This window comes from Pannonibacter sp. CBAS1226, from assembly GCF_055685825.1.
Genome location: NZ_JBVOUO010000001.1, coordinates 42,861 through 63,230, shown reverse-complemented (window position 1 = coordinate 63,230; position 20,370 = coordinate 42,861). Strand labels below are relative to the sequence as shown.

18 protein-coding genes and 1 pseudogene are annotated in these 20,370 nt (G+C 63.1%); 8 read left to right on the top strand and 11 right to left on the bottom strand.

Annotated features, from left to right (window positions below):
• Positions 1 to 72 precede the first annotated feature (72 nt).
• Positions 73 to 468: a hypothetical protein gene (locus tag AC0CMF_RS00280; protein WP_208991333.1), complete on the bottom strand. Its 396-nt coding sequence runs from the start codon at positions 466 to 468 to the stop codon at positions 73 to 75.
• Between the two features lie 222 nt (positions 469 to 690).
• Here AC0CMF_RS00280 and AC0CMF_RS00275 point away from each other — a divergent pair, with 222 nt between their 5' ends.
• The 3 genes from AC0CMF_RS00275 to AC0CMF_RS00265 are packed head-to-tail and all read left to right on the top strand — an operon-like array spanning position 691 to position 5,886.
• The gene (locus AC0CMF_RS00275) at positions 691 to 1,284 is read left to right on the top strand and encodes a PadR family transcriptional regulator (RefSeq protein WP_050472632.1); all 594 of its coding nucleotides are present in this window, start codon (positions 691 to 693) and stop codon (positions 1,282 to 1,284) included.
• A gap of 28 nt (positions 1,285 to 1,312) precedes the next feature.
• The gene (locus AC0CMF_RS00270) at positions 1,313 to 2,413 is read left to right on the top strand and encodes an efflux RND transporter periplasmic adaptor subunit (protein WP_058900748.1); all 1,101 of its coding nucleotides are present in this window, start codon (positions 1,313 to 1,315) and stop codon (positions 2,411 to 2,413) included.
• A complete protein-coding gene (locus AC0CMF_RS00265) occupies positions 2,410 to 5,886 on the top strand; it encodes an efflux RND transporter permease subunit (RefSeq protein ID WP_374628965.1) in 3,477 nt (1,158 codons plus the stop codon). Before AC0CMF_RS00270 ends, AC0CMF_RS00265 begins: the two co-directional genes overlap by 4 nt.
• Positions 5,887 to 5,961: 75 nt before the next feature.
• Here AC0CMF_RS00265 and AC0CMF_RS00260 read toward each other — a convergent pair whose 3' ends face one another.
• The 4 genes and pseudogenes from AC0CMF_RS00260 to AC0CMF_RS00245 all read right to left on the bottom strand — a co-directional run bounded on the left by AC0CMF_RS00260 (position 5,962) and on the right by AC0CMF_RS00245 (position 9,320).
• Positions 5,962 to 6,882 (bottom strand): CDP-alcohol phosphatidyltransferase family protein, encoded by a 921-nt coding sequence (locus tag AC0CMF_RS00260; RefSeq protein ID WP_374628966.1) that lies wholly within the window; start codon positions 6,880 to 6,882, stop codon positions 5,962 to 5,964.
• Between the two features lie 11 nt (positions 6,883 to 6,893).
• Positions 6,894 to 7,607: pseudogene (locus tag AC0CMF_RS00255) on the bottom strand (phosphatidylserine decarboxylase); the annotation flags it as partial.
• A gap of 93 nt (positions 7,608 to 7,700) precedes the next feature.
• Positions 7,701 to 8,624, bottom strand: coding sequence for a LysR family transcriptional regulator (locus AC0CMF_RS00250; RefSeq protein ID WP_050472628.1), 924 nt, complete (start codon positions 8,622 to 8,624; stop codon positions 7,701 to 7,703).
• Positions 8,625 to 8,879: 255 nt separating this feature from the next.
• On the bottom strand, positions 8,880 to 9,320 hold the full coding sequence (locus AC0CMF_RS00245; protein WP_094462075.1) for an Lrp/AsnC family transcriptional regulator: 441 nt from the start codon (positions 9,318 to 9,320) through the stop codon (positions 8,880 to 8,882).
• Between the two features lie 121 nt (positions 9,321 to 9,441).
• Between AC0CMF_RS00245 and AC0CMF_RS00240 the strand changes: the two genes are divergently transcribed.
• On the top strand, positions 9,442 to 10,542 hold the full coding sequence (locus AC0CMF_RS00240) for a saccharopine dehydrogenase family protein (RefSeq protein ID WP_374628967.1): 1,101 nt from the start codon (positions 9,442 to 9,444) through the stop codon (positions 10,540 to 10,542).
• A 150-nt stretch (positions 10,543 to 10,692) separates the two neighbouring features.
• Here AC0CMF_RS00240 and AC0CMF_RS00235 read toward each other — a convergent pair whose 3' ends face one another.
• Together AC0CMF_RS00235 and AC0CMF_RS00230 are read right to left on the bottom strand one after the other, a co-directional pair.
• Entirely contained in the window at positions 10,693 to 12,540 is a 1,848-nt protein-coding gene (locus tag AC0CMF_RS00235; protein WP_374629050.1) for an ABCB family ABC transporter ATP-binding protein/permease, read from the bottom strand.
• Between the two features lie 86 nt (positions 12,541 to 12,626).
• On the bottom strand, positions 12,627 to 12,956 hold the full coding sequence (locus AC0CMF_RS00230; protein WP_374628968.1) for an ArsR/SmtB family transcription factor: 330 nt from the start codon (positions 12,954 to 12,956) through the stop codon (positions 12,627 to 12,629).
• 444 nt (positions 12,957 to 13,400) lie between these two features.
• Here AC0CMF_RS00230 and AC0CMF_RS00225 point away from each other — a divergent pair, with 444 nt between their 5' ends.
• Complete coding sequence (locus AC0CMF_RS00225; protein ID WP_374628969.1) at positions 13,401 to 15,632, top strand: NADP-dependent isocitrate dehydrogenase; 2,232 nt, start codon at positions 13,401 to 13,403, stop codon at positions 15,630 to 15,632.
• A gap of 224 nt (positions 15,633 to 15,856) precedes the next feature.
• Here AC0CMF_RS00225 and AC0CMF_RS00220 read toward each other — a convergent pair whose 3' ends face one another.
• Positions 15,857 to 16,729: a bifunctional helix-turn-helix transcriptional regulator/GNAT family N-acetyltransferase gene (locus AC0CMF_RS00220; protein ID WP_374628970.1), complete on the bottom strand. Its 873-nt coding sequence runs from the start codon at positions 16,727 to 16,729 to the stop codon at positions 15,857 to 15,859.
• Positions 16,730 to 16,992: 263 nt separating this feature from the next.
• Here AC0CMF_RS00220 and AC0CMF_RS00215 point away from each other — a divergent pair, with 263 nt between their 5' ends.
• On the top strand, positions 16,993 to 17,229 hold the full coding sequence (locus AC0CMF_RS00215) for a DUF2798 domain-containing protein (protein ID WP_094461986.1): 237 nt from the start codon (positions 16,993 to 16,995) through the stop codon (positions 17,227 to 17,229).
• A gap of 17 nt (positions 17,230 to 17,246) precedes the next feature.
• Here AC0CMF_RS00215 and AC0CMF_RS00210 read toward each other — a convergent pair whose 3' ends face one another.
• From AC0CMF_RS00210 to cutA, 3 genes are read right to left on the bottom strand one after another with little or no spacing between them, the layout of a single operon-like run.
• Positions 17,247 to 17,516 (bottom strand): Txe/YoeB family addiction module toxin, encoded by a 270-nt coding sequence (locus AC0CMF_RS00210; RefSeq protein WP_019964589.1) that lies wholly within the window; start codon positions 17,514 to 17,516, stop codon positions 17,247 to 17,249.
• Positions 17,513 to 17,764 (bottom strand): type II toxin-antitoxin system Phd/YefM family antitoxin, encoded by a 252-nt coding sequence (locus AC0CMF_RS00205; protein ID WP_050472621.1) that lies wholly within the window; start codon positions 17,762 to 17,764, stop codon positions 17,513 to 17,515. Before AC0CMF_RS00205 ends, AC0CMF_RS00210 begins: the two co-directional genes overlap by 4 nt.
• A 59-nt stretch (positions 17,765 to 17,823) precedes the next feature.
• Positions 17,824 to 18,141, bottom strand: coding sequence for a divalent-cation tolerance protein CutA (cutA, locus tag AC0CMF_RS00200; RefSeq protein WP_050472620.1), 318 nt, complete (start codon positions 18,139 to 18,141; stop codon positions 17,824 to 17,826).
• A gap of 133 nt (positions 18,142 to 18,274) precedes the next feature.
• Between cutA and AC0CMF_RS00195 the strand changes: the two genes are divergently transcribed.
• Together AC0CMF_RS00195 and AC0CMF_RS00190 are read left to right on the top strand one after the other, a co-directional pair.
• Entirely contained in the window at positions 18,275 to 19,489 is a 1,215-nt protein-coding gene (locus AC0CMF_RS00195; RefSeq protein ID WP_058899443.1) for an NADP-dependent isocitrate dehydrogenase, read from the top strand.
• A gap of 355 nt (positions 19,490 to 19,844) precedes the next feature.
• Positions 19,845 to 20,345 carry a hypothetical protein gene (locus AC0CMF_RS00190; RefSeq protein WP_374628971.1) on the top strand — a complete coding sequence of 167 codons (501 nt, stop codon included), beginning with the start codon at positions 19,845 to 19,847 and terminating at the stop codon, positions 20,343 to 20,345.
• Positions 20,346 to 20,370: the final 25 nt, after the last annotated feature.

Below are 20,370 nucleotides of genomic sequence, written 5' to 3'. Positions count from 1 at the left end.
AGGATCCATGGAAGCCGGAACGGACCGCTTTGGCAAGCCGTGTTCTGACAGCAGGCGCTGCAAAGAAATTAATCAGCCGCGCCGCACCGGCCGCTGCGGGCTGGCGCGGACCGGGACAGGGATCAGCACCGGCTCGCCCGGCATGGCGTGAAAAGCCTGCTCGCGGCGGCCACGGCCGCGGTCATTCCCGCCATCGCGCGGCAGCATCATGACGGCCGTTCCCATCGCGGCTGAGCCCAGCGTGATGATGAAGCCGAAGGCGAGCAGGATAACGGGCACCGCCGGATCACTGGCATTGGCGACCAGATCATAGAGCCCGCCCGCATTGGAGGCAAAAAGACCGCCCACCACCACCAGCGCCACGGCGGAACCGGACAGGGCATTGACCGCCAGAAGCCGCAGCAGCGGATTTTCAGGCAGAAGCTTGCCCGGACGAAGTCTCAGACGCAGACGGGACAAAACGGGCATGAACGGAGCCTCCTCATGCGGCGAAGCAATTTCGCCATATTGAAACAATGCCCCTCCCAGCCCTGGCAATCAATCCTCCAAAAGGCGGCAAAACGTCTCTTTGAATTTTATGTTTCCGCCCCCTTAAAGATCGTTCCGTAAACACTATATACCCAACCGATATATATCGATATGATACGTCGAAAGCTCCGTGTGCGGGCTTTTTGCGAAGGAACCATCCATATGAGTGTACGCCGCCTCTGCCTTGCCATGCTCTCGGAGGGAGATGCCACAGGATACGAGATCCGCAAGGAGGCGACTTCAGGCTGTTTCAGCTACTTCGAGGATGCGAGCTATGGGTCGATTTATCCGGCACTGGCAAAGCTGGAGAAGGAAGGTCTCGTCACCATGCGGGAAGAGAAGCAGCCCGGCAAGCCGGCCCGCAAGGTCTACAGCATCACCCAGACCGGGCGCGACGCCCTGCTGGACATGCTGAGGGAGGACTTGCCGCCGGACATCTACCGCTCGCCCTTCCTTCTGGTGGCCATGAGCGCGGAGCAGGTGGGCGGTAAGGCCATCCGCAGGGCGATTGACCTGCAGATCGAACAAACCCGCCACAAACTGCAGCAGTTGAGCGAGCTGAAGTCCAGGATCACGGACAAGCCGCTCAACAGGGGCATACTTTGGGGCATCAACTACGGCATCGACTGCATGATCCAGAAAATCGGCTACCTGGAAGCCAATCGCGCCGAGCTGGAGGCGATTGCCGACGGTGACGGCAATGGATCACAGCCTCAGGCGGCTGCACCTGTCCAGACACCGCAAGCCGCCGAATAAGCAGATCCTGACCAACGGAGCGAATTTCATGCGTGTTAATTTCTCTGTGCTGCTGGCCGCAGGCATTGCCGGTGGCGTTGGCCTGTGGATGTGGAGCGGCACTCTGGTGGTCGGTGGACTGGGGGACGAGGCCCATGCCGCACCGCCCATTGCCGAACGGCAGAATGCTGCGGATGTGAAGCCCTTCCGTGTCCAGGTGGCCCGGCTTGTGGCCGAACCGCGCTCGGCCATGCTGGAGGTGCGCGGCAGCACCGAAGCCTTCGCCAAGGTTTCCGTGCGCGCCGAAACGGCGGGGCGGATTGTTGAACGCCCGGCCCGCGAAGGCGGCACGGTGAGCGCTGGCGATGTGCTTTGCATGATCGACAAGGGCACCCGCGAGGCCCGCGTGCTGGAGGCAAAGGCCGTCCTTGCCCAGGCCCGCGCCGATTATGACGCTGCAACGCAGCTCAGCTCGAAAGGCTTTGCCACGGAAAACCGGGTGGCTGCGCTGAAGGCATCGCTAGATGCCGCCGATGCGCGCCTGCAGGAAGCCGAGCTGGAGCTGGACCGCACCGTCATCCGCTCGCCCATTGCCGGCGTGGTGGAAAGCCCGATGGCGCGTGTCGGCGATCATCTTTCCGTGGGCGCGGCCTGTGGCACGGTGGTCAATTCCGATCCGATGATCGCCGTCGGTCAGGTGTCCGAGTTGAATATTTCAGGCCTCAGCCTCAACATGCCGGCCACCGTCGAGCTGGTCGGCGGCACGAGGATGGAAGGCCATGTGCGCTACATCGCACCGGCAGCCAATCCCGACACCCGCACCTTCCGCGTGGAAGTGGAACTGCCCAACCCGGATGGCCTTGCCCGCGACGGCGTGACCGCCGTTACCCGGCTGGAGCTGTCGCAAGGCCTGGCCCACCGCGTCAGCCCGGCGATCCTGACGCTGGATGATGATGGACGCGTCGGGGTGCGCAGCGTCGATGCGGACAACCGGGTGCGCTTCCTGCCGGCCGCCATAGCCGGCGGCGAGGCCGATGGCATCTGGATCACCGGTCTTCCGGACACGGTTGACGTCATCATCGTCGGACAGGACTTCGTCGGGGAAGGACAGCTGATCGAGCCGGTGATGAACACGGGAGCAAACGGATGACCAGTGCGCTTGAAGCCATTCTGCGCCGTCCCAAAACGGTGCTCATGCTCCTGCTGGCGCTCGTCTTTGGCGGGACGCTCAGCTACATAACCATCCCCAAGGAAGAGAACCCGGATATCGACGTTCCGGTCTTCTACGTCTCCATATCCCAGCAGGGCATCTCGCCGGAAGACGCAGAGCGCCTGCTGGTGCGTCCCATGGAAACGGAGCTGCGCGGCCTTGACGGCCTGAAGGAACTGACGGCCATCGCCTCGGAAGGCCATGCCGGCATCGTGCTGGAATTCGACATCTCCTTTGACAAGGACAAGGCGATGTCGGATGTGCGCGACAAGGTGGATCAGGCCAAGTCCAAGCTGCCCGCCGATGCGGACGAGCCCACCATTTCCGAAACCAACTTCGCGCTCGCCCCGACCCTGACCGTTGCCCTGTCGGGCAGTGTCCCCGAGCGCACGCTCTACACCTATGCCCGGCGCCTGAAGGACCAGATCGAGGCCGTGGACACCGTCCGCTCCGCTGATCTGGCAGGTCACCGGGAAGAGCTGCTGGAAGTGCTGATCAACAGCCGCAAGCTGGAATCCTACGCGATCACCCAGCAGGAGCTGATCACCTCCCTGACGCAGAACAACCAGCTGGTGCCCGCCGGCTTCCTCGACAGCGGATCGGGACGCTTCAACGTCAAGGTTCCAGGGCTTCTGGAAACGGCGGAAGATGTCTATTCCCTGCCGCTGAAACAGGCGGGCGAAGGCGTCGTCACACTGGGCAACGTGGCTGAAATCCGCCGCACCTTCAAGGATGCCACCTCCTTCATCCGCGTCAATGGCGAACCGGCGATTGCGCTCAATGTGACCAAGCGCATCGGCACCAATGTGATCGAGAACAATGCCGCTGTCCGTGCCGTCATTGCCGAGGCAACGAAGGACTGGCCGCAGACAATCCGCGTCAGCGTCATGCTGGACATGTCGGAGAACATTTTCGAGGTTCTCGGCTCGCTGCAGTCCTCGATCCTGACAGCCATCTTCCTCGTCATGGTGCTGATCGTCGGCTCGCTGGGCCTGCGCTCGGCGCTTCTGGTCGGCCTTGCAATTCCGACCTCCTTCATGGTCGGCTTCCTGATCCTGGCCGGGCTTGGCTACACCGTGAACATCATGGTCATGTTCGGCTTGGTGCTGACCGTGGGCATGCTGGTGGATGGCGCCATCGTCATGGTGGAATATGCCGACCGCAAGATCGCCGAGGGCATGGAGGACCGGGAGGCCTATATCCGTGCGGCCAAGCTGATGTTCTGGCCGATCTTCTCCTCCACGGCGACGACCCTTGCCGCCTTCCTGCCCATGCTGATGTGGCCGGGTGTGGCCGGCGAGTTCATGAGCTATCTGCCCATCATGGTGATCATCGTGCTGGCCGCCTCGCTGCTGACGGCAACGGTCTTCATCCCGGTCACCGGCGGCCTCTTCGCCACCGTGTTCCACTGGATGGCACGCCATGCGGCGGTGGTTCTGGCCCTGGTCTTTGCGGCCCTGGCCGCCACGACGGTTCTCACGGCTCCGGCCCTTGCCGCGCTGCCCGCACTTGCCGTGAATGGCCTTGCCATCGCAGCCTTCATCCTGGCCGGTTTTGTCAGTCACCGGCTGCTCGTCCCCGCCGTCGCCATCCTGAAACGGCGCGCGGCGCTGCGCGCCGAAGAGGCACGGCAGGAGGCGGAGGTCCTCTCCGGCAACCATGCTTTCGACGTCCGCGAGGTTACCGGCCTCACCGGCTTCTATGTGCGAGGACTGAAACTGCTGGCCGGGAATCCCATCGGCAATCTCGTAGCCCTTGCCGCCATGGCCGGGCTCTGCGTCTTCATCACCATCGGCTTCATGACCCACAGCACGGGCGTCGAATTCTTCGTCGATGAAGAGCCGAAGCAGGCGGTGGTGCTGGTCTCTGCCCGCGGCAACCTGTCCGCAGCCGAGGCCCGCGACATCGTCATGGGCGTTGAACGGGAAGTGCTGCAGACCGCCGGCGTGATGAACGTGGTCACCTCCGCCTTCCCCCCCGGCGGCAGCGGCGGCGGCCCGTCACTCGATGGCCCGCGTGACAAGCCTGCCGACGTGATCGGCGAACTGCAGCTTGAGTTCGAGGATTATTGCTGCCGCCGCAAGGCCGTGGAAATCTTCCGGGAAATCCGTGAGCGCACGGCCCCTCTGCCCGGCATCAAGGTGGAAATCCGCAAGATCGAGGGCGGCCCGCCGACCGGCAAGGACATCCAGCTTGAAGTAAAGTCCACCGACTACAAGACGCTGACCGAAACCATTGCCCGCATCCGCGAGCATGTGAACACCATGCCCGACCTGATCGATCAGGAGGATGACCGCCCCCTGCCCGGCATCGAATGGCAGATCACCATCGACCGGGCCCATGCCGGGCGCTATCAGGCCAGCATCGTGCCGGTGGGCAGCATGGTGCAGCTTGTCACCAACGGCGTGCTGATCGGCAAGTACCGCCCGGCAGACAGCGAGGACGAGGTGGACATCCGCGTGCGCCTGCCGCGCGATGAACGCACGCTCGACCGGTTTGACGAGCTGCGCCTGCAGACGCCGCTTGGTCTGGTGCCGCTGGCCAACTTCATCAAGCGCGAGGCGGCACCGAAGGTCTCCTCCATCACCCGGCGTGACGGCCTTTATTCGATGATGGTGAAGGCCACCGTCGATCCGGCGTCCGGTTTCACACCGGACGACAAGGTGAAGGAACTGGACAGCTGGCTGAAGACGCAGGACTGGCCCTCGAATGTCCTCCTGGCCTTCCGCGGCGCCGACAAGGACCAGAAGGAGTCCGGCGAGTTCCTGATGAAGGCGATGATTGCATCGCTCTTTCTGATGTTCCTGATCCTGCTGACCCAGTACAACTCGTTCTACCAGACCTTCCTGACCCTCACGACCGTGGTCCTGTCGGTCTTTGGCGTGCTGCTGGGCATGTGGGTGACGGGGCAGAAGTTCTCGATCATCATGACCGGCACCGGCATTGTCGCGCTGGCGGGTATCGTGGTGAACAACGCCATCATCCTGCTGGACACGTTCAACCGCTTCCGGGAAGACGGCCTGCCCACGCTGGACGCCATCCTGAAGACCTCGGCCCAGCGCCTCAGACCGATCATGCTGACTACGATCACCACGATTGCCGGGCTCATTCCGATGGCCGCCCAGATCAATCTGGACTTCCTCAACCGGGAAATCGCCCTCGGCGGCGTCACCTCCGGCTGGTGGGTGCAATTGTCGACGGCGGTGATCTTTGGCCTCGGCTTCTCCACCCTGCTGACCCTGCTGCTGATTCCGGTGATGATCGCCATGCCCGGTGTCTGGGTGGGCCTTGCCGTGAGGCTCTGGCAACGGATGACCGGCAAAAGACCTGGCTCCGGCTCGGGATCAGACGAGGGCGCAGGCCGGCAGGCCGCCAACAGCCCCGGAACCCCGATGACCAGCGCTGCGGAATAGACCCAAGGCCCAAAAAGCAAAAGCCCCCGTCCGATGGATGGGGGCTTTGTTCATTGAGAAGATCTTACCAGGCCGTCAGGGCGTATCACTGCCCGCCTTTTCGCCGGGATGATCAAGGTCCGGCCCGCTCTCATCCCCGCCGCTTTCGTCCCCCCCACTTTCATCCCCCTTGTCACCGGCCTTTGCCTGCGTCTTGTCCGCGCGCACATGCGCCCGGTAGCTGCGCAGGGCAAAGGGGATCGACGCGAGATAGGCCAGCGTGCCCACGGTCAGCATCTGGAACGGATAGCTGACAGTCAGCGCCACCACCAGGACGGCCAGCACGAAGAGCGGCAGCACCAGATCGCGCCGGACGCGCATGCCCACCTTCTTGCCGGAATAGGTCGGCAGGCGGCTGATCATCAGGAAGCCGATTGAGACCGTGTAAAGCGCAACGACCGGAGCAAATGCGGGCCAGTGCGGCAGCACACCCAGAAACTCCAGATAGATGGGCAAAAGCACCGTCAGCGCACCGGCCGGAGCCGGAACGCCGGTGAAGAAATTCACCGCCCAGGCAGGCTTGTCCGGATCATCCAGCGCCGCATTGAACCGCGCCAGGCGCAGGGCCGCACAGATGGCAAAGGCGAGCGCGGCAATCCAGCCCAGAGATTTCACTTCCTGGAGCAGCCAGATGTAGAGCATCAGCGCCGGAGTGACGCCGAAATTGACGAAATCGGCCAGCGAATCCAGCTCTGCCCCGAACCGCGACGTGCCCTTGAGCATCCGCGCCACACGCCCGTCCACCGCATCCAGCACAGCCGCTATCAGCACCGCACCCACCGCAAAATCCCACCGGCCCTCGAAGGCCATGCGGATGCCGGTCAGGCCGGAGCAGAGCGCCAGAAGCGTGACGAGATTCGGCAGGATGAGGCGCAAGGGCACCTGGCGGAAACGCCCTGACCGGCGCGGCTTGCCGTCTTCGTGACCGGGTTCATAGCTGGCGAAAGGCGTCTCCAAAGGGCTTCTCCTCAGCTGACGCGGGTGATGTGCTGGACCGCCTGCGGGCCTTCGCGCAGATCCGCCAGCACGGTTTCACCGGCAATCATGATCTGGCCCATGGCAACTTTCGGCACGGTGCCCGCCGGCATGTAGATGTCGAGGCGCGAGCCGAAGCGGATCAGACCGAAACGCTCGCCTGCGCCGATGCTCTCCCCTTCGCGCACGAAACAGACGATGCGGCGGGCCACAAGACCTGCGATCTGAACGACGCCGATCTTCGTGCCGCCATTCTCGATGACGAGGCCATTGCGCTCGTTGAACTCGCTCGCCTTGTCCAGTTCCGCGTTGAGGAACTTGCCCGGCTTGTAGGCCACTCGGGCAATGCGGCCACCGACGGGAGCGCGGTTCACGTGGCAGTTGAACACGTTCATGAACACGGAAATCCGCATCATCGGCTCGGTGCCAAGGTCTGCCGCCAGTTCGGCAGGCGGCACGCAGAGGCCGAGCTGGTTGACGACGCCGTCAGCCGGCGAGATCACCAGCCCGTCGGTCACCGGCGTGACGCGGGCAGGATCGCGGAAGAAGTAGCAGACCCAGCCCGTGAGAAAGAGCCCGATATAAAACAGCGGGGTCAGGAACCAGCCAAGGATCAGCGTCGCCACCAAAGCGATGGCAATGAAAGGCCAGCCCTCCCGGTGAATGGGAACGAAGGTCTTGGTGATGGTATCGGCAAGCGACATGGGTTTTCCCGTTGATCTTGGGTCCGGAGCCGGAGATTGAAGTGGTCTGCCTCTCTCTTAGTGCCTTTGCCGCCGCAACTGAACCCCGAAAGTGCCTCAGCCCACCAATGCTCCGGCCTGCCGGTAGTCCGTTTCCCAGTAGGCAGGACTGCCATATTTTCCGGTCAGGAAGTCAGCCAGCACGCGGGCCTTTGGCATCATTGCGCGACCCGGCGGCGCGACGGCCCAGATGGCTCCGGTTCTCGTCACCGGAAAATCCGTCATGACCGCCACCAGCCGGCCATCGCGCAGATCCTCCCACACATGGGCAAGCGATTTCACCGCAAGCCCCAGCCCCAGCAGGGCGGCATCATAGGCAAAGTCCCCATTGTCGCCGCTGATCGCGGCATCGATGGGACAGGCTATCTCCCCCTGAGGCCCCTCGAAATACCAGACCGGCATGGACCGGAAGCTCAGGCAGTCATGCCGGGCAAGGTCTGAGGGCGTCTCCGGCATGCCCTTGCGCGCGAGATAAGCAGGCGAGGCACAGAGCACGCGGGGATTTCCGGCAAGGCGGCGCGCCCGCAGCGTGGAATCGGCGAGCGGCGCCCCCCGGATGGCAAGATCATAGCCCTCCGCCAGCAGATCGACGATACGGTCCGAGAAATCGAGCTGCAGCCGCAGCTCCGGATAGAGGTCGCGGAACTCGGCCAGATACGGCAGCACATGCTTGCGGCCAAAGAACATGTTGAGAGAGACACGCAGCGTGCCGCGCGGCCGGGCCGCCTCATCCTCCAGTTCGCGCAAGGTGCCGTCGAGCAGATCCAGCGCCTCGCCCGCCCGGCGCAGGAGCAGCTCCCCCGCATCGGTCAGCTGAAGACGGCGCGTTGTGCGGCTGACCAGTTGCACCCCTGCATCACGCTCCAGCGACGCCAGGCGGGAGCTGGCGGCCGAAGGCGACAGACCGGTCTCGCGCCCTGCGGCGGAGAGATTTCCGAGCGCTGCCGCCCGGACAAAAAAACGGAGATCCTCCAGCCGCATTATCCGAATCCTTGGGAAGGTTTATGCGATACTGGCCAGATTATCAGAAATCGACGGAGATGCGAAGGTGGCTGCAGATCCACTCCAACGGAGAAACAGCCATGATGCACACAGGCGGCTATTACGAGTACCGGGCCAGACAGGAACGCGCCCTGGCCTTGCGGCAAGCGTGGCACGGGTTGCGGCACTTGCTCCGCAGGCTCGTCCATCGCCCGCGTCCGGCAAACCACCGGCATGCGGAAACCGGGCGCCAGTTCAGCGCTGGATGCGCGTCGACAGGATGATGGACGAAAGCGTGCGGTCCACGCCGTCAAGTTCGCCGATCCGGTCGATCAGATGGTCGAGTTCGGCAACAGAGGCAGCCTCGACGATGGCGATGAGATCGTGGCTGCCGCTGACCGAATGAAGCTGGCGCACCTCGCGGATGCCGGACAGTTCCGCGCTCACCCGCGCCAGCGCCTTGGGCACCAGCGTGATCAGAACATGCGCCTTCACCTGCGCCGCCTCATAGGCCTGCGACAGGCGCAGGCCATAGCCGGTGATCACCCCCGCCTGCTCCAGCCGCTCGATGCGGGCCTGAACCGTGGTGCGCGACAGGCCAAGGCGGCGTGCCAGCTCGGCAACCGGCATGCGGGCGTTCTCAGACAGAAGGCCGATCAGGGCCCGGTCTGCTTCAGTGATGGTCAGAGTGTTCATCAGCTTCGTCACTTTGATCAAATCAGCACTTCATTCTGCCATATCCGCAGCTGTGAATCGACATCTCCTTCAGTCATTCTGAACCTCATAATGCCCGGAATGGGCCAGAGGGGTTCGACATATGAAGACGATTGCCATCATTGGTGCCGGCAAGATCGGCGCCACCATCGCCCGCCTCCTCACCGGCTCCGGCGACTACCGTGTCACCGTCATTGACCGCTCGCCCGCAGAACTGGCAGCCCTTGCAGGCGAACCTGCCGTCGAAACGCTGGCGCTGGACATCAGCGACAACGCGGCCCTGACGGCAGCCCTCACCGGCAAATACGCCGTGCTGAGCGCCGCGCCCTTCCACCTGACGATCGCCATCGCGGAAGCCGCTGCCAAGGCCGGCGTGCATTATCTTGATCTGACGGAAGATGTGGCCGCCACCCGCCGGGTGAAGGAGATCGCTGCGACGGCGCGCACCACCTTCATTCCCCAGTGCGGCCTTGCACCGGGCTTCATCTCCATCGTCGCCAATGATCTCGCCCGCCGCTTCGACAGCCTCGACACCTTGCGCATGCGCGTCGGCGCGCTGCCGCAGTACCCGTCCAACGCGCTCAACTACAATCTGACCTGGAGCACGGACGGGGTGATCAACGAATATATCGAGCCCTGCGAGGCCATTGTGGATGGCCACATGGCCGAGGTGCCCGCACTGGAAGAGCGCGAAGAGTTCGCCCTTGATGGCGTCACCTACGAGGCCTTCAACACCTCCGGCGGGCTCGGCACCCTGTGCGAGACGCTGAAGGGCAAGGTGCGGACGCTCAACTACAAGACCATCCGCTATCCCGGCCATGCCGCCATCATGAAGGCGCTGCTGAACGACCTTGGCCTGCGCCACCGGCGCGAGGTGCTGAAGGACATTCTGGAAAACGCCCTGCCCGCCACCCTGCAGGATGTGGTGATCATCTTCGTCACCGCCAGCGGACGCCAGAACGGCCGCCTCGTGCAGGAGACCTACGCCAGCAAGGTCTACAGCGGGCTCATCGGCGGGCGGCTCTACAGCGCCATCCAGATCACCACCGCCAGCGCCATCGCCGCCGTGCTGGACATGCTCGCGGCCGGCCAGCTGCCGCAGCAGGGCTTCCTCCGCCAGGAAGACATTCCCCTCCCCGCCTTCCTCGCCAACCGCTTCGGCCACGCCTATGCCCAGGACGCAGGGCACCGCATGGCGGGGTGAGGCGCGCTTACACGCCCCTGACGGGTCCCGGCACGGAGGCCGGGACGGCGTGGTGGGGAGGCTTCGGGCAAACCGAACAAGACCCACCTTCCGCGCCGCCCCGGCCTTGTGCCGGGGCCTGTGAGGAGAGCAACGTCCCGTCAGGCAAGCTTACACCCGCTCAGGCTCCCCTGCCTTCTGGCCGCGCACGATGACCCCGAGTTCGTCCGCTTCCCGGGCAGCGCGCAGGCGTTCTTCGGCTTCGTCGGCCTCGCGCTGGCGGCTCCACATGGAGGCGTAGAGGCCGCCCTTGGCGAGCAGCTCCGCATGGGTGCCGCGCTCGGCGATGACACCGGCCTGCAGCACGAGGATCTGGTCCGCATTGACCACGGTGGACAGGCGGTGGGCGATGACCACCGTCGTCCGGTTGCGGGAAACCTGATCCAGCGCCGACTGGATTTCCCGTTCCGTGTGGGTGTCGAGGGCAGAGGTTGCCTCGTCCAGAATGAGAATGGGCGGCGCCTTCAGGATGGTGCGGGCAATGGCAACGCGCTGCTTCTCGCCGCCGGAGAGCTTCAGTCCGCGCTCGCCCACCTCGCTGGCATAGCCCTTGGGCAGTGTCTCGATGAAACTGTCGATCTGTGCCATCCGGGCGGCAGCGCGCACATCCTCTTCGGAAGCATCCGGGCGGCCATAGCGGATGTTGTAGGCGATGGTGTCGTTGAACAGCACCGTATCCTGCGGCACCATGCCGATGGCCTGGCGCAGGCTTTCCTGCGTCACATCCCGCACATCCTGCCCATCGATGGTCACCCGCCCGCCGGTCACGTCATAGAAGCGGAACAGCAGCCGGGAAATGGTGGACTTGCCCGCCCCCGAAGGCCCGACGATGGCGACCGTGTTTCCGGCCGGCACCTCGAAGCTGATGCCCTTGAGGATCGGGCGGTCCGGGTCATAGTGGAACACCACATCCTCGAAGCGGATGGCGCCGGAGCCGATGGCAAGCGCCGGGGCGCCCGGCTTGTCCTCGATCTCTGCCGGGACGGCGAGGACGGCAAACATCGCCTCGATATCGGCAAGCCCCTGCCGGATCTCGCGGTAGATGAAGCCAACGAAATTGAGCGGAATGGCGATCTGCAGCAGCAGCGCGTTGATCAGCACGAAATCGCCGATGGTCTGCTCCCCCGCCATCACCGAGCGGGCGGAGAGGACCATGCAGGCTGCCGTGCCGATGCCCAGAATGAAGGACTGGCCGAAGTTGAGCCAGGCGAGCGAGGTCCAGGTGCGGGTCGCGGCGCGCTCATAGACCGCCATGGAGGCATCAAAGCGGGCGGCCTCCATCTTCTCGTTGCCGAAATATTTCACCGTCTCGAAGTTGAGCAGGCTGTCGATGGCCTTGGAATTGGCTTCCGTATCGCTCTCGTTCATCTCGCGGCGGATGGAAATGCGCCAGTTGGACGTCTGCACCGTGAACCAGACATAGGCAGCGATCATCAGCGCCACGATGATCACATAGGCAAAGCCGAACTGGTACCAGATGATGCCCGCCATGATGGCGAATTCCAGCAGGGTCGGAATGCCGTTGAGAATGGTGAAGCGGACGATCGCCTCGATGCCCTTGACGCCGCGTTCGATCACCCGGCTGAGCCCGCCCGTGCGGCGGGACAGGTGAAAGCGCAGCGACAGGCGGTGCAGGTGCGAGAAGGTGATGAAGGCAAGCTGACGCACCGCATGCTGGCCGACACGGGCAAACAGCGCATCGCGGAACTGGTTGAAAGCCACCGCCAGTACGCGGGCGGCATTATAGGCGATGACCAGCATCATCGGCGCCACCAGAAAGCCCGGCAGGCCCATGGTTTCGCCGGTCAGCGCGTCGGAGGCCCAGGCGAAGAAATAGGGCGAGACCACCGTAACGAGCTTGGCCACCACCAGCGCCAGTACCGCCCAGATCACGCGCAGCTTCAGATCCGCCCGTCCTTCCGGCCAGATATAGGGCCACAGGTTGGCCAGCGTGGTCATGGTCGAACCATCGTCGGCACTCACCTTTGCCGAAGCGGGGCCAGAATTGGGGCCAGAACTGGGGCTATGGGGATTTGCACGTCTTGTCATTCTTGTCTCTCCCGCGCCCTTGAAGAGGTTTGAGCGGCAGCTGTGATGTCATTGAAAAAGCTGGCAGCATTCGCCAGAAGCCGCAGACCAGCAGCGCCCTCGCCTGCCAGAAAGGCCTCGTTGATCCGGTAGGAACAGGTGCGCCCGCGGATGTCGCAGGTCAGAAGCCCGGCCTCTTTCAGCACCTGCAGGTGCTGGGACACGGTGGATTGGGCCAGCGGCAGGCAGCCGACAATCTCGCCGCAGCAGGCCTCCTGACGCTGGATGATTTCCTTGAGAATGCCGATGCGCACCGGATGGCCCAGCGCCCGGAACAGGTCAGCCAATGCCGCAGTATCCGCGTTCCGGCAGACTTTCTCCTTCGGGGCACAACAAGCCCCTCCGCCGCTGCCGTGATCCGGCCGTTCAGCGCCATGACTGGACATGATCTCTCCCTCTGCCTGCCAGCCTCACCGCCGCCCGCAGGTCAATTCATCGCCTAAATACGATGAATATACCGCCCCGCCAAGCCCGGAAAGGAATTTTATGCGGTAGAAGTCCCCGTTACCGGCACCTGTCTGCCTGGTATCCCGCATCATGGCCGCGTCAGGCCGCCCTCAGGGTTTTCGCTTGATTGCCTTTTCCCCCGCGTTTGTTAGAACTCCTTGCGGATTTCCGGCCGGGCAGGCGTCCGGAAATTGCGCACAACTGTATACGTGTCTATGGTGGCGCTCTCCGGAGCTGCCCCGGCACCTCCGCCTGACCGTTTCAAACTGTGGGAATGATTGAACATGGCCGACACCGGACGTCCCGACATCATCTACACCAAGGTCGACGAAGCGCCTGAACTGGCGAGCGCGTCCTTCCTGCCGATCATCAAGGCTTTTGCCAAACCGGCCGGGATCTCCATCGGCACCAGGGACATTTCGCTGGCAGGCCGCATCCTCGCCGCCTTCCCGCAGTATCTGACGGACGCACAGAAGCAGTCCGACGATCTGGCCGAGCTTGGCCGTCTGGTGATCGAGCCGGATGCCAATGTCATCAAGCTGCCGAACATCTCCGCCTCGCAGCCGCAGCTCAATGCCGCAATCAAGGAACTGCAGGCACAGGGCTATGCCATCCCCTCCTACCCGGACAATCCGGCAACGGACGAGGACAAGGCCGTGAAGGCAGCCTATGACGCGATCAAGGGTTCGGCCGTGAACCCGGTTCTGCGTGAAGGCAATTCCGACCGCCGCGCCCCGAATGCGGTGAAGGAATACGCCAAGAAGAACCCGCATTCGATGGGCGCCTGGCTGCCGACCTCCAAGACCCATGTTGCCACCATGGGCAAGGACGACTTTGCCGCCAACGAAAAGTCCGTGACGGTTGCCGCCGCTTCCGCCGGCACTGCGCGCATCGAGTTCGTGGCCACGGATGGTGCTGTCACCGTTCTGAAGAACAACCTGAAGCTCACCGAAGGCGATGTGCTGGACGCAACCTTCATGAGCGCCAAGGCCCTGACCGCTTTCCTCGAAAAGGAAATTCAGGACGCCAAGGACAAGGGCGTGCTCTTCTCCGTGCACCTCAAGGCAACGATGATGAAGGTCTCCGACCCGATCATCTTCGGCCATGTGGTCAAGACCTTCCTGAAGGACCTCTTCGCCAAGCACGCAGCCACCTTCGCTGAAATCGGCGTCAACCCGGACCTCGGCATCGGCGATCTGGAAGCCAAGATTGCCACGCTGCCTGCTGACAAGGCGGCAGAGATCAAGGCCGATCTCAAGGCTGCGCTGGACAATGGCCCGGCCATGTACATGGTGAACTCCGACAAGGGCATCACCAACCTGCATGTCTCGTCCGACGTCATCATCGACGCCTCCATGCCTGCCCTCATCCGCGCCGGCGGCAAGGGCTGGGGCCCGGATGGCAAGGAAAACGACGCCAAGTGCGTGATCCCGGACTCGTCCTATGCCGGCGTCTATGACGCGGTGATCGAGTTCTGCAAGAAGAACGGCGCGCTGGACCCGTCCAAGATGGGCACCGTCCCGAACGTCGGCCTGATGGCCCAGAAGGCCGAGGAATACGGCTCGCATCCGCAGACCTTCAAGGCTCAGGCTGATGGCACCATCCGTATCGTTGATGCTGCTGGCACCACGCTGCTGGAGCATGCGGTTGAAGGCGGCGACATCTGGCGCGCCTGCCTCACCAAGGACGCCCCGATCCGTGACTGGGTGAAGCTCGGCGTCAGCCGCGCCCGCCTCTCCGGCATGCCGGGCGTGTTCTGGCTGGACAAGAACCGCGCCCATGATGCCGAGCTGATCAAGAAGGTGGAAGCCTATCTGCCGGAGCATGACACGTCGGGCCTCGACCTGCAGATCATGTCGCCGAGCGATGCCGCACGCTACTCGACGGAGCGGATTGTCAAGGGCCTCGACACCATCTCCATCACCGGCAACGTGCTGCGCGACTACCTGACGGACCTCTATCCGATCCTGGAAGTCGGCACCTCGGCCAAGATGCTGTCCATTGTGCCGCTGATGAACGGCGGCGGCCTGTTTGAAACGGGCGCCGGCGGCTCTGCCCCCAAGCACGTGCAGCAGCTGGTGGAAGAAAACTACCTGCGCTGGGATTCGCTCGGCGAATTCTGCGCCCTCGGCGCCTCGCTGGAGCATCTGGCGCAGGTCAAGTCCAACGCCAAGGCGCAGGTTTTGGCCGACGCACTGGACAAGGCCATCGAGAAGCTGCTGGACAACGACAAGTCCCCGCAGCGCAAGGTCGGCCAGCTCGACAACCGCGGCAGCCACTTCTACATCGCGCTCTACTGGGCACAGGGCCTTGCCGCACAGGACAAGGACGCGGAGCTGAAGGCATATTTCGCCCCGGTCGCCGAAGCCCTGACGGCCAATGAAGCGAAGATCGTGGTGGAACTCAACGGCGTGCAGGGCAAGGCGGCCGATCTCGGCGGCTACTACCACGCCCCGGCGGACAAGGTTGCCGCTGTCATGCGCCCGAGCGCCACGCTGAACGCCATCATCGGCTGAGGCTGCTCAGCGCTTTGAATGCAGAAGGGGCGGTCCACCGGGCCGCCCCTTTTTTCGTTTCAATTTACGGCCACTCGGGTCATCCCGGTTTGCCGCGCAGCGGCAAGACCGGGAACCAGTAGCCCCGGCTGAGCAGATGGCAAAGCAGGGGTTACTGGATCCTCGCCTGCGCGAGGATGACAACGGAGAGGGTGACTACAGGATCAAGCGGGCGCTTGATCCTCTCAAAGCCGCTTTTCGAAGAAGAAATCCGGATAGGGATCGTCGTTGAAGCGGCCGATTTCGGTCCAGCCTTCCTTGCGGTAGAAGTTGACCGCCTCAGGCAAAGCCTTGTTCGTATCAAGGCGCAGCAGGCTGATGCCGAGTTCGCGTGCGGCCTCTTCGGTCTTCGCCATCAGTTTGCGGGCAAGGCCGAGGCCACGGGCGGCGGGCGACACCCACAGGCGCTTGATTTCCGCATAGCCCTTGTCCGTGCCCTTGAGCCCGGCACAGCCCAAAGGCATGCCGTCCGAGAGAGTGACAAAGAACGCCCCCTTGGGCCGCATCATGCTTTGCGCGTCCGGGTCGGCAGACAGCGACACCTGAAAGCCGCCCTCGAAGCGCCGGTCCAGCTCGGCATAATATTGCTCAAGGCAGTGGCGTGCGGTTTCAGAGCGCGGGTCCACTTCCTCGAAGCTCCAGCGCTCACGTCCCAGCGCCGAGGCAATCAGATCCATCGCCTCCAGCAGCGCCTGAGGGTGAGCATGGCTTTGCAGCAGCTGCTCTGCCCGCTCATCGGACAGGTTCTCGTAGATCTCGAATTCCCCCTGCCCTGCGGCGGTCAGGTGAGCGCGGCGCTTGCGGGCATCCTCCGGATCGGGGGCCACCTCGATCATGCCCTCCTCCTCCAGGGAGCGGAGAAGACGGCTCATCAGGCCGGAGTCGAGCCCGAGATAGGAGCGGATGGCCGTCACATCCGTGCGGCCATGCCCGATGGCGTTAAGAACACGGGCAGCCCCCAGCGGGCGGCCACGGCCAAGAAACGACGTATCCAGCGCGCCCACCTCGGTGGTGACGGCACGGCTGAAACGGCGGAAACGGGAGATATCGCTCAACATGATTTACCTGACTTAAGTCAGATAAAATGCTTTGTCAAACAGCAAGCAAGAGCGCACCCCTGCGGCGGGAGACGCTTGACCGCATGCCCATGGATCATCATTATATGCTTGCCGAAAAAGGAATGGCTGGTCCGGTTATCCCAGCCCTCGTTTGCACGAGAATTAGTCGGTGCCTGTGCACCGAACCCGCGGCATCCCCATGGAACAAAGGGGGTGCTGTGCGCATGTGAAAGCCAGCTCCCTCTCTTGAAGGACGAGCAGGCATGCAAACACAATTCCGGCTGATCATCATTGCCCAGATTTTCATTTCCGGCATCATGGCTTTCCTGATGAGCGGCATTTTCACGCATCTGGAATTCGGCCCTACGGTGCAATGGCTCCAAATATGGGCGAAAGGCTTTGCAATGGCCTGGCCGGTCGCCTTCGTGCTGTCGATGGCCGTGGGCCCGGCGGGTTTCCGGATCGCCCGCTTCCTTCTGCGCCAGTTCGAGAGGGAGTAAGGGCGCAGGCGCAGGCCTCAATAGTGATAGCGCAACTGCGCGATTTCGAGGCTCTGCGCCCCGGCTTTGCCGGACACACGATAGACGAAGCGATGGTCATCGGCGATCCGGCGGGACCACCATCCTGTCAGGTCGCCCTTGAGTGGCTCAGGCTTGCCTATTCCGCCAAAGGGCTGCCGCCTGGCTTCCTTGATCAGTGAATTGACGCGCTCAAGCCCCTTTTCCCGGCCCGGCTGCTGCCACCAGAGATAATCCTCCCAGGCGTGATCCGAGAATACGAGCTTCACAGATCGACCTCACGCTCCTCGCCTTCGCCCGCCGTCAGCTGCGCAATCGAGGCCTGCAGCCGCCGGGCATTTTCCGGGCTCTTCTGCAGATGCAGCGTCTCCTGAATGGAATTGAACTCCTCCAAAGACATGATCACGACGGCTTCCCGCTTCTTGCGGGTCACGATCACCTCCACCCGGTCATGGATCACCCGGTCCATCACGTCTTTGAGGGACGAACGCGCATCGGTATAGGTCATCACGTCCATGGAAATGCTCCTTGCTTACGCCGTACATACGCACAGAATCCTGTACAATACAATGAGCATCACTCCCAGACCGCCACCTGCTCCCGCACCCATTCCATATAGGCCGCGCTGCCCTTCACCACCTCGAAGGCATAGACCGCAGGCAGATCGTAAGTGTGGAGGCGCTGGATGAGGGCTTCGAGAGCGGGATAGGCCTCCGCTGCCGTCTTCATCGTCAGGCGCACCTCCCCGCCCTCATGGACCTTGCCGTCCCACATGTAGAGGCTGGTGATCTCCTCCATGTGCACACAGGCTGCCAGCCCCGCCTCCACGGCGGTACGGGCGATTGTCTGCGCTTCCTCTTTCGTCTCCGTTGTCGTGCAAACAGCAAGAAGCATGGCTATGGTTCCTTCAGATATCCGCCGGCAAGTGGCAGGATCAGCGGGAAATCGCCGCTTGCCTGACCGGCGTCAAAATCGTATACACGCGAACACAATCCAGTTTCCGCAACCCAGACGAGGCCCAGAACCCATGGCAAAGATCAAGGTAGCGAACCCGGTCGTCGATATCGACGGCGACGAGATGACCCGCATCATCTGGCAGTTCATCAAGGACAAGCTCATCTTCCCCTATCTGGAGATCGATCTCGACTATTACGACCTGTCGATCCAGAAGCGCGATGAAACCGGTGACCAGATCACCATCGATGCGGCCAATGCCATCAAGAAGCACGGCGTTGGCGTCAAATGCGCGACGATCACCCCCGATGAAGCCCGCGTCGAGGAATTCAGCCTGAAGAAGATGTGGAAGTCGCCGAACGGCACCATCCGCAACATTCTGGGCGGCGTCATCTTCCGCGAGCCGATCATCATCCGCAACGTGCCGCGCCTGGTGCCGGGCTGGACCCAGCCGATCATCGTTGGCCGTCACGCCTTCGGCGACCAGTACCGCGCCACCGACTTCCGCTTCCCCGGCAAGGGCAAGCTGACAATCACCTTCAAGGGCGAGGACGGCAGCGTCATCGAGCACGAGGTCTATGACGCCCCCTCCGCCGGTGTTGCCATGGCCATGTACAATCTCGATGAAAGCATCATCGATTTTGCCCGCGCCTCCTTCAACTACGCCCTGCAGCGCGGCGTGCCCTGCTATCTCTCCACCAAGAACACGATCCTGAAGGCCTATGACGGCCGCTTCAAGGACCTGTTCCAGGAGATCTTCGACAAGGAGTTCAAGGACGCCTATGCCGAAAAGAAGATCTGGTACGAGCACCGCCTGATCGATGACATGGTGGCTTCGGCGCTGAAGTGGTCGGGCGGCTATGTCTGGGCCTGCAAGAACTACGACGGCGACGTCCAGTCGGACATCGTGGCACAGGGCTTCGGCTCGCTGGGCCTGATGACCTCCGTGCTGATGACGCCGGATGGCAAGACGGTGGAGGCAGAAGCCGCCCACGGCACCGTCACCCGCCACTTCCGCCAGCACCAGCGCGGCGAGCAGACCTCGACCAACCCGATCGCCTCGATCTTCGCCTGGACCCGCGGCCTCGCCCACCGGGCCAAGCTGGACGGCAATGCGGATCTGGCCAGGTTTGCGCAGACGCTGGAGAAGGTCTGCATCGAGACGGTGGAAGCAGGCTTCATGACCAAGGACCTCGCCCTGCTCGTTGGCCCGGACCAGAACTGGCTGACCACCACCGGCTTCCTCGACAAGATCGAGAGCAACCTGCAGAAGGCCATGGCGGCCTGAACGCCTCCCTGTCAGGACAAGATGAGGAACGGCCCGGAGCTTGATCCGGGCCGTGAGGTCGCTGACAAAGCAAGTGCTCTTCTCTTTCGTCATGGCCGGGCTTGTCCCGGCCATCTGCAAGCCATTGATTTGGTTAGATCCTCGGCACAAGGCCGAGGATGACGATGGAGAGGGAGAAGGTTTGTCAGCAGTCTGAAGGCCCGGAGTATTATCCGGGCCGTTTGCGTTTGAGCAGACGCAAAGGCAACACGGGCCTGCACCGGGCACTGGAAATTTCCGTGCCGATCGGGCACGGATACTGCCGGCCCTGCCAGAGTGGTGGGGTCATGCATTCCGTTTGCAGAGAGTTTTTTCGATGCGATCCTTTCAGAGCCCCGGCGCGAAGCTGCGGCACCTTCTGGCAGCCACCCTGTTTCAGGCGGTCCTGCCCCTTTGCCTCGCCATCGGCGCCATGCTTCCCACCATGATGACGGCCCCCGCCATGGCGGAAAAGGCCTATGAACCCGGGCGCGGCAGCGAGGAGCGCACGGCCATTCTGGACTCTGCCCGCCCGATCATGGAGGTGCGCCTTGGCGCGCCGGTCGAGTTTTCCGTCCGTCATATGCGCGTTGCCGATGGCTGGGCCTTCGCCATCCTCGACCCGCAGCGCCCCGGCGGCAAGCCGATTGATCTCAGCAAGACGCTGATTGCCGAAGAGATGGAATACCGCGACGGCCCCGGGCTTTTCGTCCTGCAGCGCGAGGTCGACGGCTACTGGTACGTGGTCGACTTTGCCATCGGGCCGACGGATGTCTTCTGGCTGGGTCAGCCGCTCTACGATCAACTGCCGAAGGGCCTTCTGCCTGTCATCAATTGAGAGGCCGCGCGAAACGCCAAGACCT